The 12,578-nt window shown below is 69.8% G+C and carries 12 protein-coding genes; all 12 read right to left on the minus strand.

Going from position 1 to position 12,578, the window contains the following annotated elements; translation table 11 throughout:
• Positions 1-26 precede the first annotated feature (26 nt).
• The 12 genes from ispG to ACZ7M2_RS46200 all read right to left on the minus strand — a co-directional run bounded on the left by ispG (position 27) and on the right by ACZ7M2_RS46200 (position 12,570).
• A complete protein-coding gene (gene ispG / locus ACZ7M2_RS46145; protein ID WP_168513724.1) occupies positions 27-1,184 on the minus strand; it encodes a flavodoxin-dependent (E)-4-hydroxy-3-methylbut-2-enyl-diphosphate synthase in 1,158 nt (385 codons plus the stop codon).
• Positions 1,185-1,188: 4 nt separating this feature from the next.
• Entirely contained in the window at positions 1,189-2,211 is a 1,023-nt protein-coding gene (gene hpnH, locus ACZ7M2_RS46150) for an adenosyl-hopene transferase HpnH (protein ID WP_075030350.1), read from the minus strand.
• 5 nt (positions 2,212-2,216) lie between these two features.
• A complete protein-coding gene (locus tag ACZ7M2_RS46155) occupies positions 2,217-2,858 on the minus strand; it encodes a phosphorylase family protein (protein ID WP_355432764.1) in 642 nt (213 codons plus the stop codon).
• Complete coding sequence (shc, locus tag ACZ7M2_RS46160) at positions 2,858-4,882, minus strand: squalene--hopene cyclase (RefSeq protein ID WP_471600376.1); 2,025 nt, start codon at positions 4,880-4,882, stop codon at positions 2,858-2,860. The genes ACZ7M2_RS46155 and shc overlap by 1 nt, the downstream gene beginning before the upstream one ends.
• A 110-nt stretch (positions 4,883-4,992) precedes the next feature.
• Positions 4,993-6,120 (minus strand): polyprenyl synthetase family protein, encoded by a 1,128-nt coding sequence (locus ACZ7M2_RS46165; RefSeq protein ID WP_079064752.1) that lies wholly within the window; start codon positions 6,118-6,120, stop codon positions 4,993-4,995.
• Complete coding sequence (gene hpnE / locus ACZ7M2_RS46170; RefSeq protein ID WP_471600377.1) at positions 6,120-7,535, minus strand: hydroxysqualene dehydroxylase HpnE; 1,416 nt, start codon at positions 7,533-7,535, stop codon at positions 6,120-6,122. Before hpnE ends, ACZ7M2_RS46165 begins: the two co-directional genes overlap by 1 nt.
• A complete protein-coding gene (locus ACZ7M2_RS46175; protein WP_382119283.1) occupies positions 7,532-7,672 on the minus strand; it encodes a DUF6380 family protein in 141 nt (46 codons plus the stop codon). The genes hpnE and ACZ7M2_RS46175 overlap by 4 nt, the downstream gene beginning before the upstream one ends.
• Positions 7,672-8,622: a presqualene diphosphate synthase HpnD gene (gene hpnD, locus ACZ7M2_RS46180; RefSeq protein WP_352047742.1), complete on the minus strand. Its 951-nt coding sequence runs from the start codon at positions 8,620-8,622 to the stop codon at positions 7,672-7,674. Before hpnD ends, ACZ7M2_RS46175 begins: the two co-directional genes overlap by 1 nt.
• Complete coding sequence (gene hpnC, locus ACZ7M2_RS46185) at positions 8,619-9,521, minus strand: squalene synthase HpnC (protein ID WP_471600378.1); 903 nt, start codon at positions 9,519-9,521, stop codon at positions 8,619-8,621. The genes hpnD and hpnC overlap by 4 nt, the downstream gene beginning before the upstream one ends.
• A gap of 358 nt (positions 9,522-9,879) precedes the next feature.
• Positions 9,880-10,653 carry an ABC transporter ATP-binding protein gene (locus ACZ7M2_RS46190; protein WP_099919499.1) on the minus strand — a complete coding sequence of 258 codons (774 nt, stop codon included), beginning with the start codon at positions 10,651-10,653 and terminating at the stop codon, positions 9,880-9,882.
• Entirely contained in the window at positions 10,646-11,575 is a 930-nt protein-coding gene (locus tag ACZ7M2_RS46195) for an ABC transporter permease (RefSeq protein WP_470047709.1), read from the minus strand. Before ACZ7M2_RS46195 ends, ACZ7M2_RS46190 begins: the two co-directional genes overlap by 8 nt.
• 122 nt (positions 11,576-11,697) lie before the next feature.
• Positions 11,698-12,570 (minus strand): glycosyltransferase family 2 protein, encoded by an 873-nt coding sequence (locus ACZ7M2_RS46200; protein ID WP_403703966.1) that lies wholly within the window; start codon positions 12,568-12,570, stop codon positions 11,698-11,700.
• Positions 12,571-12,578 lie beyond the last annotated feature (8 nt).

Raw genomic sequence — 12,578 nt, forward strand, 5'->3', positions numbered from 1 at the left:
TCGGGCCCCCTCTCGGTCCGTGCTGATCAGCTCACGGTGACGGCGGGTTCGCCGGAGGCGACGCCGTCCTTCTCCATCTGCTCGGCGATCTTCATCGCTTCCTCGATGAGGGTCTCGACGATCTTCGACTCGGGCACGGTCTTGATGACCTCGCCCTTGACGAAGATCTGCCCCTTGCCGTTGCCGGAGGCGACCCCCAGGTCCGCCTCCCGCGCCTCGCCGGGGCCGTTGACGACGCAGCCCATGACCGCGACGCGCAACGGGACCTCCATCCCCTCCAGACCGGCCGTGACCTCGTCGGCCAGCTTGTAGACGTCCACCTGGGCGCGCCCGCAGGACGGACACGAGACGATCTCCAGGCGGCGCTGCTTCAGGTTCAGCGACTCCAGGATCTGGAGGCCGACCTTGACCTCCTCGGCGGGCGGGGCGCTCAGGGAGACCCGGATGGTGTCCCCGATGCCCTCGCTGAGCAGCGCCCCGAAGGCGACGGCGGACTTGATCGTGCCCTGGAACGCCGGACCGGCCTCCGTCACCCCGAGGTGCAGCGGGTAGTCGCACTGGGCGGCGAGCTGCCGGTAGGCGTTGACCATCACCACCGGGTCGTTGTGCTTCACCGAGATCTTGATGTCCCGGAACCCGTGCTCCTCGAAGAGGGACGCCTCCCACAGCGCCGACTCGACCAGCGCCTCGGGGGTCGCCCTGCCGTACTTCTGCAGCAGCCGCCGGTCGAGCGACCCGGCGTTGACCCCGATCCGGATCGGGGTCCCGGCGTCCGAGGCGGCCCGTGCGATCTCGCGGACCTTGTCGTCGAACTGCTTGATGTTGCCCGGGTTCACCCGCACCGCCGCACAGCCCGCGTCGATGGCCGCGAACACGTACTTGGGCTGGAAGTGGATGTCCGCGATCACCGGGATCTGGGACTTGCGGGCGATGGTCGCGAGGGCGTCCGCGTCGTCCTGCGTGGGGCAGGCGACGCGCACGATCTGGCAGCCGGACGCGGTGAGTTCCGCGATCTGCTGCAGGGTGGCACCGATGTCCGACGTACGCGTCGTCGTCATCGACTGCACCGAAACGGGTGCTCCGCCCCCGACCGCCACCGCTCCGACCTGGATCCGCCGCGACACACGGCGTTCGGCGATCGGTCGGACCGGCACCTCGGGGAGGCCCAAGGAAACGGCGGTCATGTCGTCACCCGCGGCTTTCCGTGAAGGTCTCGCGGGCGGCGCGCAGCGACTCCTTGAGGGAGCCCATCGTGGCGAGGACGGCGGTCGGCTCGTAGCCGCAGTGCGCCATGCAGTTCGCGCACCGCTCGTCCTTGCCGCGCCCGTAGGAGTCCCAGTCGGTGTCCTCCAGGAGCTGCTTGTACGTCTGCACGTACCCGTCGCTCATCAGGTAGCAGGGCCGCTGCCAGCCGAAGAGCGAGTAGCTGGGGATCGCCCACGCGGTGCACGGGAAGTCGACCTTGCCTTCCAGGAAGTCCAGGAAGAGCGGGCTCTGGTTGAGCCGCCAGCGGCGCCGGTTGCCGCCCGAGAAGGCCTTCTTGAACAGCTCCCGGGTCTGCTGGACGCCGAGGAAGTGCTCCTGGTCGGGCGCCTTCTCGTAGGCGTAGGCGGGCGAGAGCATCATCTCGTCCACCTTCAGGTCGTCATTGAGGAAGTTGAGGACCTCGATGACGGTCTGCGGGGTGTCGGTGTTGAAGAAGGTCGAGTTGGTGGTGACCCGGAAGCCGCGCCGCTTGGCCTCCTTGATGGCCGCGACCGCCTCGTCGAAGGTGCCCTCCTTGGCCACCGACTCGTCGTGCCGCTCGCGCAGCCCGTCGATGTGCACGGCCCAGGCGAAATACGGCGAGGGCTTGAACTTGTCCATCTTCTTGCGCATCAACAGCGCGTTCGTGCACAGGAAGACGAATTTCTTCTTGGCCACCAACTGCCGCACGATCTCGTCGATCTGCGGGTGCATCAGCGGCTCGCCGCCGGCGATGGACACCATCGGCGCGCCGGATTCGAGGACCGCCCCCACGGCTTGGGCAACGGGCATGCGCTGCTTGAGCACCCCCGCCGGATGCTGGATCTTGCCGCAGCCCTCGCATTTGAGGTTGCAGGCGAAGAGGGGTTCCAACTCGACCAGCAGCGCGAACTTGTCCCGCTTCCTGAGCTTCTGTTCAAACAGGTACGCAGCGACCTTCATGGACTGCCGAAGCGGCATGGCCATCTGGCTCACCTCCGGGGGAGCAACAAAGAACGGTGCCATTCAAAGAAAGCGGGGAGAACGGCACGAAGAACACGGAAAGCTGATATTCCACCGCGCACTGTGCCGATTCGGACGAGTTCATGTTCTGGAGCGTCCACGACCACCCGTACGGCCGCAACCGGGCGCACGCCCGCCCGCACGGCGCTGTGGAGCGTGGCCGCGGATTCCATGTCGACCGCGATCGCGCCGGTCGCGAGCAGATCCGACCGCTCGTGACCTCGGACGACGTGATCGGAGCCGGTGAGCGGCCCGGTGTGGACGGTGCGCCCGGGCACGGTGCGCAGTAGTTCCTTGACGAGCAGTTCGGTGCCCACGCACGGGGTGCTGCCGCGTGGGTCCCGGGTCTCCTCGGCGACCACCAGATCACCGGGGTGCATGCCCGGGGCGAGCCCCGCGCAGAAACCCGTGGCCAGGACGGCGGCCTCGCTCAGCGCCGGGTCGGCCAGGATCCGGGTGAGCGAGCGTTCGGCGGCCTTGGGCCCCATGCCGGTGCGCAGCACGGTGACGGGCCCGTCGGCCCCGGTGCGGTCGCCGCTGCGCAGGGCGAGGTGCTCGATGCCGAGCGCGCAGGCGATCAGCAGCGGGGCCGGATCGGGCTTTGTGCTCATCAACCCCCCTTGACCTCGGCGAACGACTCGCCGTGGACGAAGCTCGGTTCGCCGTGGACATAGCGGCCGAGCGCGGTGAGCGGGAAGACCTGCCGGTAGAGGTGGTAGTTGATCGAGAAGTCCCACGGGAACCCGGTGCCGGTGAAGTACGGCTCGTCCCAGGAGCCGTCCGCCAGCTGGGTCTCCGCGAGCCAGGCGATCCCGCGTTCCACCGCCTTGGAGTCCCGCTCCCCCGCGGCCAGCAGGGCGAGCAGCGCCCAACCGGTCTGGGAGGCGGTCGAGGCGCCGCGTCCGCTCCACTCGGCGACCTCGTGGTAGGAGCGCAGGTCCTCGCCCCAGCCGCCGTCGTCGTTCTGGACGGTTTCCAGCCAGGCTACGGCCCGGCGGATCGCCGGATGCGAGGCCGGCAGTCCGGCGGCCACGAGCGCCGGGAGCACCGACCCCGTTCCGTAGACGTAGTTGACACCCCAGCGCCCGAACCACGAGCCGTCCGGCTCCTGGTGGGCGAGCAGCCATTCGATGCCCCGGCGGGTGCGCGGGTCGTGCGAGAACCCCTCGACCGCGAGCATCTCCACCACATGGGCGGTGACGTCGGCGGACGGCGGGTCGATGACCTCCCCGAAGTCGCAGAACGGGAGCCGGTTGGGGAAGGCGCTGGTGTTGTCGACGTCGAAGGCGCCCCAGCCGCCGTCCTTGGACTGCATACCGAGGTTCCAGCGCACCCCGCGCCCGATGGCGTGCTCGACGCGCTCCGGGTCGTGGTGGCGGACGCGGCGCAGCGCGAGGGCGACCTCGGCGGTGTCGTCGATGTCGGGGTAGTTGTCGTTGTGGAACTCGAAGGCCCAACCCCCGGGCGGAAGGTGGGGCCGCTTCACCGCCCAGTCCCCGGGCCGCACGATCTCCTCGCCGAGCATCCAGTCCGCGGCCTTCACCAGCTGCGGATGGTCGGCGGGCAGGCCCGCGTCGGCGAGTGCGATGGTGGCGAGGCAGGTGTCCCAGACCGGTGACTGACAGGCCTCGATCATCCGGGCGCCGTCCTCGCGCCAGACGGCGAACCGGTCCAGCGACGCCAGCCCCTCACGCATGACGGGGTGTTGGAGGTCGTAGCCCAGCAGGTGCAGCGCGATGACCGAGTACACCGCGGGTGGCTGGATGCCGCCCCAGCAGCCGTCGTTCTCCTGCCGTTCGATGATCCAGCGCGCCGCGGTGTTCATCGCGGCCCGGCGCAGCCTGCGCGGGACGACCTTGCGGTACTGGTGCAGGGCTTTGTCGAGACGCTGGAAGGCTCCGTCCCAACTCGCCACGGGAGCGAGGGGTTTGACCGGGTTGGGATCATTGGCGTCGGTGTGCAGCTCGTCGAGCGGGAACGGCGCGGGCCGCACCGGGCGCTTCGCCGAGACGATGGTCAGCGGCACGATCGTCTGCCGCGCCCAGCAGCCGAAATCGTAGATGTTGAGCGGCATCCACTTCGGGAAGTAGATGAGTTCCGGCGGGAGTTCGGGCAGGTCGTCCCACTTCCACCAGCCGAACAGGGCGAGCCAGATCCGGGTGAAGACGCGGGCCGAGGCGATGCCGCCCCGCTCGCGGATCCAGGCGGCCGCCCTCGCCATGTGCGGCTCGTCCGGGCCGTCCCCGGCCAGCCGCAGGGCGACGTACGCCTCGATGGTGGTGGAGAGTTCGCCGGGGCCGCCGTAGAAGGTGGCCCAGGTGCCGTCCTCGCGCTGCTCGCCGCGGATGAACAGTCCGGCGGCGCGTGTGGTCGTCTCGTCGCGGATTCCCAGGAACTGACGGAGGAGCAGGTCCTCGGCGTCCATCGTGACGTTCGTCTCGAGGTCGCCCTTCCACCAGCCCTCCGCGTCCTGCCGTGAGAGCAGGAAATCGGTGGCGCGCTGTATGGCGTGCGTGGCGACGTCTCGGGTCTCGACTGTCCCGGCCGCCACGGGAGTCGTCTCTGGGTGGATTTCGCTGGCCGCGGCAGCCCGGGGCGGCAGTGCCCCGGTGCTTCCGTCGGTCGTCGCTGTCATGGCTTCCCCTTCGTGCAGTGGTACGACTCTGCTGGGTCCGCCGTCGGCCGGTGCGTGTGCTCCCGCGGCACCGGCCGGCGACTACGCGAGGTTTATTCGACCGATAGTGATCATCTCTTCCGTACGACGACGAAGTCGGCGAGTGCCACGAGCTGGGCCCGCACCTGGTCGGGCATCTCCACGGCGTCCAGGGCTTCGATGGCGATGGTGTGCTGGCGGCGTGCCTCCTGGGCGGTCCACTCGCGGCCGCCCGCCTCCTCGATGAGCGCGGCGCGCACGGCGAACTCCTCCTCGGAGAAGTTCTCGAAGTCGCTGGCCTTGGCGTCCTCGGCGAGCAGTTCGCCGAGCCGCTCGGAGGCGGGCCCGCCCGCGGCGAGCGCCGCCACGACCGGCAGGGACTTCTTGCGCTGGCGCAGATCGCTCCAGGTCTGCTTGCCGGTGGCCTCCGGGTCGCCCCAGATGCCGAGGAGGTCGTCGACGGCCTGGAAGGCCAGGCCGAGGTGGTAGCCGTACTTCTCCAGCGTGTCCGCGGTGCGGTCGTCCGCGCCGCCGAGGACCGCGCCGATGGAGCAGGCGCAGGCGAGCAGGGCGCCCGTCTTGTTGCCCTCCATCTCCAGGCACTCCTCGACGCTGACGCGGTCGCGGTGCTCGTAGGAGATGTCCTGGGCCTGGCCGTCGATGAGGGCGCGGGTGGCGCTGGTCAGCCGGCGGGTGGCGCGGCCGGCCTCGACGGTGCCGAGTTCGAGGAGGATCTCGTTGGCCAGCGCGAACAGGGCGTCGCCGACGAGGATCGCCTGGGCGGGGCCGTGCACCTTCCAGACGGTGTCGCGGTGGCGGCGCTGTTCGTCGCCGTCCATCAGGTCGTCGTGCAGCAGGGAGAAGTTGTGCACCAGCTCGACCGCAACCGCGCCGGGCACGCCGACCTCGGGGGCGGCACCGGCGGCCTGCGCGGACAGCACGGCCAGCGCGGGGCGTACGGCTTTGCCGCCGTCGCCGTCCGCGGGGTTGCCCTGGGCGTCGATCCAGCCGAAGTGGTAGGCGGCGACGGTGTCCATGGGCGACGCCAGGCGGTCGACGGCCGCCTTCAGCACCGGTGTGGCCAGGGTCCGGCCGCGCTCCAGGAGCGCGGTCACGTCCACCGCGTCGGCAGCCTTGTCGGCCGGGGGCACAGTGGGCACAGTCTCTCCTCTTGTTGCGGTACCGGGGGTGCGGGGGTCCGCCGCGCGCTCGTCGAGCATCAGGCCGCCTCCTCGAACGCGAGGAGGTGGTCGCGGGGCCGGCCCAGGGCGCCCAGGGCGGCTCGCGCCGCACCGGCGCCGCTGCGGACCGCACTCTCCATGGTCGCGGGCCACCCGGTGGCGGTCCACGCGCCGGCCAGATACAGGCCGGGGGCTCTGGTGCGAGCGCCGGGCCGCAGCCGCCCGACGCCCGGGGTGGGGGCGAACGTCGCGGTGCGCTCCCTGGTCACGAAGAAGTCCTTCACCTCCGCGCCGCGCGCGGTGGGCAGCAGCCGCTCCAGCTCCGGCAGATAGCGCTCGCGCAGAACGGCGACGGGTTCGTCGATCTCGTCCTGGGCGGCCGACTGCGACAGGGCGAGGTACTGCCCTTCCCGCAGTCCGGACGCGTCGGTCCGGTCGAAGACCCACTGCACCGGGGAGCCGAGGGCGGCGAAGAACGGTCGCGCGAGCACCTTCCGGTCGTAGACGACATGGACGTTGAGGATCGGCGCGGTGCCGATCTCCAGCAGCTGTTCAGGGGCGTCGAGCGCTCCCTCGGGCAGCAGATCGTGCGCCTCGCGCTGGGGTACGGCGAGGACGACGGTGTCGGCGTCGAGCGTCTCGCCGGGAACCTGAACGCTCCAACGCCCGTTCTCGTTAAGGGAGATGGAGGTGACGCGTGTACGGACTTCGGTACGCACGCCCGCGGAGTCGAGCGCCTTGCGGGCCAGCGTGTCGTGCAGTTCGCCCAGCGGGACGCGTGCCCAGCCGATGTCGGCCGCGCCCGGGTCGGACAGCAGACCGGTCTTGAACACCATCGCGGCGAGCCCGAGCGAGGAGTCGCCGGCCACCGCGTTGAGGGTGGCGACCCCCACCAGGTCCCACAGTGCCTCGACGGCACGCTCCGACTGACCGTGTTCGGTGAGCCATTGGCCGAAGTTCCGGTCGTCGAGGGCCGGATCGTCGAGATCGAGCGCTTTGAGCGCCAGTGCGGCACGGCCGACGTTGGCGCGCTCGGCGAGCGACAGATGCTGATACGTCGCCAGGCTGCGCGCGAGATGCAGAGGTACGGGCAGCGCGCTGCGGCCGATTCTGCCGAGCCGCCGCCCGGGTTTCGCCTCGGCGTCGAGAACGGGCACGTCGAGACGATCCTGCAGGGGCGCGAGCGAGGCCCCGCCGATGCGGTCGAGGAACCAGCGGTAGGCGGTGCAGCAGCGCAGATACACATGCTGTCCGTTGTCCACGGTGAGTTCGCCGCGCCGGAAGGAGAAGGCGAGCCCGCCGAGCCGCGGCCGGCCTTCGAGCAGGGTGACACGCACCCCGGCGTCGGCCAGTGCGAGCGCGGCGGTGATTCCGGCCAGCCCGCCGCCGATCACTACGGCGCCGGCCCCTTCCGGGCGGCCCGAAGCCCCCGTGGGCTGCGTGTCCTCGCTCATCGTGCACCCTCCCCAGCGGCCGTGCCGCGGTGATTGAACGGTGCACGGCAGGCCATCGCAGTCAGGGACGCCACCCGGTGCCGGAGGGTTGCGTGCCGCTTTTCGCCGATGGAATCACCTTGGCCCATATTGTCCATCAGGTACGCCTCCTGACGGTACGCCGGGAGACATGCCGGGCGTCCAGACCGGAGAGGCCGCGCACGGCGACGTACGCCTTCTCGCGCCCCGGCAGCGAGACACGGCCGCGCAGCACGGCCTCCGGCTCGCGCTCGATGCGGTCGAGGAGCCGCCGGTAGATGCCGGCCATGGCCGCGACACAGGCGCCGCTGCGCCGGTCGAGCATGGGCAGCAGCCGGTAGCCCTCGGCGAAAAGGGTCCGGGCCCGTCGCACTTCGAAGTGGACGAGGCCCGCGAAGTCGGAGCCCTCGGGCGGCGTCGGGCCGTTGAACCCGGCCGAGCAGCCGAACTTCGCGAGGTCGTCGGCGGGCAGATAGGTGCGCCCGCCGGCGGCGTCCTCCCGTACGTCCCGGAGGATGTTGGTGAGCTGGAGCGCGAGCCCGAGCGTGTCCGCATACTCCGGCGCGCGCTCGGCGCCGCGCGCCCCCGGTTCCGTACCGAACACGCCGAGCGAGAGCCGCCCGATCGCCCCGGCCACGCACCGGCAGTACACCTTCAGATCGTCCCAGGTCTCGTACGTCTCACCGCGTACGTCCATCAGGACGCCGTCGATGAGTTCGTCGAGGCCGCCCAGCGGCACCGGGAAGTACGCGGCGGTGTGGCTGAGGGCGACCGCGACCGGGTCGGTGTCGTCCTCGTCGACCCGGCCCTCGCGGACCCGGGCGAGCAGAGCCCGGGTGTCCTCGAGCCGCGCCGCCTTCACGTCCGTCGGCAGCGCGCCGTCGCCGATGTCGTCGACACGCCGTGAGAACGCGTAGAGCGCCGACATCGCACGACGCTTGGGCGTCGGCAGAAGTCTGATGCCATAGGCGAAATTACGAGCCTGCTGACCGGTCACTGCCTCGCAGTAGCTGTATGCGGCGAGTACCGGTGCGGACACGTGTTGTTCCGACTCCACGGTCCGGATCACCCCTCTCCTCGCAGAGTCACTCCCACCTCGCGCAGCAGCTGGAGCTTGCCGGGCTTGGGCGGGCCGGGAAGTACGTCGTATTCGGCGGCGACGATCGCGCGGATCGCCGCCCTTCCCCCTGCCACGAACCCCGCGAGCAGCAGCTTCAACCTGCCGTGGACGCTACCCACGAGGGGGGTGCCTTCATTCAGGAGGTGGAGCGCGCGTTCTGCTTCGTATGCGACCAGCGCGCGCACCGATGCGCCCGCGGTGGCCGTGGCGAGGTCCGCCTCCTGGACATGGAAGCGCTTCATGTCCTCGGCCGGCAGGTAGATGCGGTCGCGGCCGAGGTCCTCGGCGACGTCCTGGAGATGCTCGACGATCTGCAGCGCCGTGCACACCGCGTCCGAGCGGCGGATCCGCTCGGGCGTGGAGGTGCCGGTGACGGACAGCACCAGGCGGCCGACGGGGTTGGCGGACAGCTCGCAGTAGGCCACGAGGTCGTCATAGGTCTCGTAGCGCTTGATCAGCTGGTCCTGGCGGTTGGCCGCGATCAGCCCGAGGAAGGGTTCGGGGGTGAGGTCCGCGCGGCGGACCGTGGGCTGCAGGCGGCGCAGCAGCGGGTGGTGCGGCGTCGAGTCGAACACGCGGTGCAGATCGGCCTCGAAGGCGTCCAGGAGTACGAGACGGTCCTCGGCCTCTTCGCGCGACACGCCGAGCAGCCTGGCGTCCGCGCCGCCCGGGGCGAGGTCGCCGTCACCGATGTCGTCGACGAGGCGGGCGAAGCCGTAGACGGCCATCAGGTCGTCGCGCCAGGCCTGGGGCAGGAAGAAGGGTGCCACGGGGAAGTTCTCGCCCGCGGCCTTGTCGAGCGTTCCGCGCTCCGTCTCACCAGTGCGCGCCGTACCGGCTTGGGTCACCGCTCGCCGCCCGGCGCGGGGACGGCACACGCGTCGCGGAGCTGGAGAGTTTCCGTAGCCATTGCCGTCACATCTCCCGTTCTACACTGCCGACCCAATAGTGCCCATTTCGGACACGCCGCCCGGGACTCCGCGCGGCGCGCCGGTGCCGGGTGTCGCGCAGTATCGCCCCACTTGCCGCGATTCAGCACCGGTACAGCTTACGTTGTACAACGCAGCAAGGTTCGTCGGGGTGTCCTGCACATCACAACAACACACCGATTGGTGTCAAGATTCCTAAGGCCAGCAGGAGTTGGCGTTTCCTTTGCAGACGCAGGGCCCCGCCGAATCGTTGCGGCGGGGCCCTGGCTCCTACGAGCTACTTGCCCGTGAACTTCTCGTACTCCTTGAGGACCTCTTCGGTCGGACCGTCCATCCGCAGCTCACCGCGCTCCAGCCAGAGCACGCGGTCGCAGGTGTCGCGGATCGACTTGTTGTTGTGGCTGACCAGAAACACCGTGCCCGCGCTCTTGCGGAGCTCGCGGATCCGCTGCTCGGAGCGCTTCTGGAAGGAGCGGTCTCCGGTGGCGAGGGCCTCGTCGATCATGAGGACGTCGTGGTCCTTGGCAGCCGCGATGGAGAAGCGCAGCCGCGCCGCCATGCCGGAGGAGTAGGTGCGCATCGGCAGGGTGATGAAGTCGCCCTTCTCGTTGATGCCCGAGAAGTCGACGATCTCCTGGTAGCGCTCCCTGATCTGCTCGCGCGACATGCCCATCGCGAGCCCGCCCAATATGACGTTGCGTTCGCCCGTGAGGTCGTTCATCAGGGCCGCGTTCACGCCGAGCAGCGAGGGCTGGCCGTCGGTGTAGACCTTGCCCTTCTCGGCGGGCAGCAGACCGGCGATGGCACGCAGGAGCGTGGACTTTCCGGAGCCGTTGGAGCCGATCAGGCCGATGGCCTCGCCGCGGTAGGCCGTGAAGGAGACGCCCTTGACGGCGTGCACCTTGCGTACGCCCCGCTCCTCGCCGCGCTTGATGATGCGGCTGAGGGCGGCGGTGGCACTGCCCTTGCCGGTCTTGGCGCCGTTCACGCGGTAGACGATGTGCAGTTCGTCCGCGATCACGGTCGGGATGTGGGATGTCTGCTCAGCCACGGCCGTACCTCTCTTCCGCCTTCCAGAAGTACACGAACCCGCCGGCGGCGACGACCACGGCCCAGAAGGTGGCGATGGCCCACACATGGGGCGGCAGGTGCGAGGCGCCGTAGCCGTCGATGAGGGCGAAGCGCATCAGGTCCATGTAGATCGCGGCCGGGTTCACCTGGAGCGCGCGGATGAACCACTCGGGCCGTCCGACGAGCATGTTGCTGATGGAGAACATGACGCCCGAGGTGTACATCCAGGTGCGCAGGATGAACGGCATCAGCTGGGCGAGGTCCGGCGTCTTGGCGCCCATGCGCGCCACGATCAGCGCGAGGCCGGTGTTGAAGAGGAACTGCAGCACCAGCACCGGGACGATCAGGAGCCAGGACAGACCCGGCACGCTGCCGAAACCGATCACCACGACGAACAGCACGATCATCGAGAACAGCAGTTGCTGGAGCTGCTGGAGCGCGAAGGAGATGGGCAACGAGGCGCGCGGGAAGTGCAGCGCGCGCACCAGCCCCAAGTTGCCCGAGATCGCACGGACGCCCGCCATGATCGAGCTCTGCGTGAACGTGAAGACGAACACACCGGTCACCAGGAACGGGATGTAGGTGTCGTGCGACATGCCCCGGCTGGCCTTGAGGATCACGCCGAAGATGAAGTAGTACACGGCCGCGTTCAGCAGCGGCGTCGCCACCTGCCACAGCTGGCCGAGCTTGGCCTGGCTGTACTGCGCGGTGAGTTTCGCCTGCGAGAAGGCGAGGATGAAGTGCCGCCGCCCCCACAGCTGACGCACGTACTCGACGAGTCCGGGCCGGGCGCCGCTCACCGCGAGCCCGTACTTGTCGGCCAGGTCGGCCGCGGAGAGCCCGTCATCGGGGGACGGACGGTCGCTCACCGCGACAGCTCCGTCATGCGTTGTCTCACTCACAAATGGAAACTTTCGTCTTCATGATGCGCACGGCCTGGTCGGGCAGGGGCTGAGGGCACGGGACACCGGGGTACGGCGAACGTGCTCCCGGGAACGAGCTTCTCAGATGGCGCAGCCGCTTGTCAGATGACAGGAGGACGACCGAGGCGGGTCAGCCGCCACACCGTACGCCACTTCATGGGGCGCCGGGGCCCGCAGGAACTGGTCCAGCCCTCCTTGAAACCGCCGAACCACGCCTTCAGGGCAGGTCCCGAGGGACGGCGGGCCAGGGTCAGGAGCATCCAGACGCCGAGGTAGACGGGGACGAGCGGCGCCGGAAGGTTTCGGCGCGCGAGCCAGACGCGGTTGCGGGCCACCATGCGGTGGTACACCGCGTGCCGCGAAGGGGCGGTCGTGGGGTGGTACAGCACCATGTCGGACCGGTAGTCGATCATCCAGCCCGCGTCCAGGGCCCGCCATGCGAGGTCGGTTTCCTCGTGGGCGTAGAAGAACTCGTCCGGAAGTCCGCCGACCTCGGCGAAGACCTTCGTACGGACCGCGTTGGCGCCACCGAGGAAGGTGGTCACGCGCGAGGAGCGCATCGGGTCGGAGGCGCGCAGCCGCGGTACGTGGCGGCGCTGGGTCTCCTTGGTCTCGGGGTCCGCGATCCGGAAGCTGATGATGCCGAGTTCGGGGTCGGCGGCGAAGGCCCGGCGGCACAGCTCGGCGGTGTCGTGGGTGGCGAGGAGGCCGTCGTCGTCGAGGAAGAGCAGGACGTCGACGTCCGTGCCACCGGGGCCGAAGGCCTCGATGCCCACGTTGCGGCCGCCGGGTATGCCGAGGTTCTCGGGCAGCTCGACGGTGCGTACGCCCTCGGGGACGTCGGGGACGGGCGAGCCGTTGCCGACCACGACCACCTCGACCCGGTCGCCGTCCTGCTTGGCGACGGAGTCCAGCAGGGCTCGGAGCTCGTCGGGGCGGTTGCCCATGGTGATGATGACCGCGCCGACCTTCATCGCCGTAC

It is taken from the genome of Streptomyces sp. NPDC111507, from assembly GCF_055638955.1.

What these genes read in the sequence shown, in the direction of transcription:
- ispG (WP_168513724.1), bottom strand. Translation starts at nt 1,184, where the DNA reads ATGACCGCCGTTTCCTTGGGCCTCCCCGAGGTGCCGGTCCGACCGATC.
- hpnH (WP_075030350.1), bottom strand. Translation starts at nt 2,211, where the DNA reads ATGGCCATGCCGCTTCGGCAGTCCATGAAGGTCGCTGCGTACCTGTTT.
- ACZ7M2_RS46155 (WP_355432764.1), bottom strand. Translation starts at nt 2,858, where the DNA reads ATGAGCACAAAGCCCGATCCGGCCCCGCTGCTGATCGCCTGCGCGCTC.
- shc (WP_471600376.1), bottom strand. Translation starts at nt 4,882, where the DNA reads ATGACAGCGACGACCGACGGAAGCACCGGGGCACTGCCGCCCCGGGCT.
- ACZ7M2_RS46165 (WP_079064752.1), bottom strand. Translation starts at nt 6,120, where the DNA reads ATGCTCGACGAGCGCGCGGCGGACCCCCGCACCCCCGGTACCGCAACA.
- hpnE (WP_471600377.1), bottom strand. Translation starts at nt 7,535, where the DNA reads ATGAGCGAGGACACGCAGCCCACGGGGGCTTCGGGCCGCCCGGAAGGG.
- ACZ7M2_RS46175 (WP_382119283.1), bottom strand. Translation starts at nt 7,672, where the DNA reads ATGGACAATATGGGCCAAGGTGATTCCATCGGCGAAAAGCGGCACGCA.
- ACZ7M2_RS46200 (WP_403703966.1), bottom strand. Translation starts at nt 12,570, where the DNA reads ATGAAGGTCGGCGCGGTCATCATCACCATGGGCAACCGCCCCGACGAG.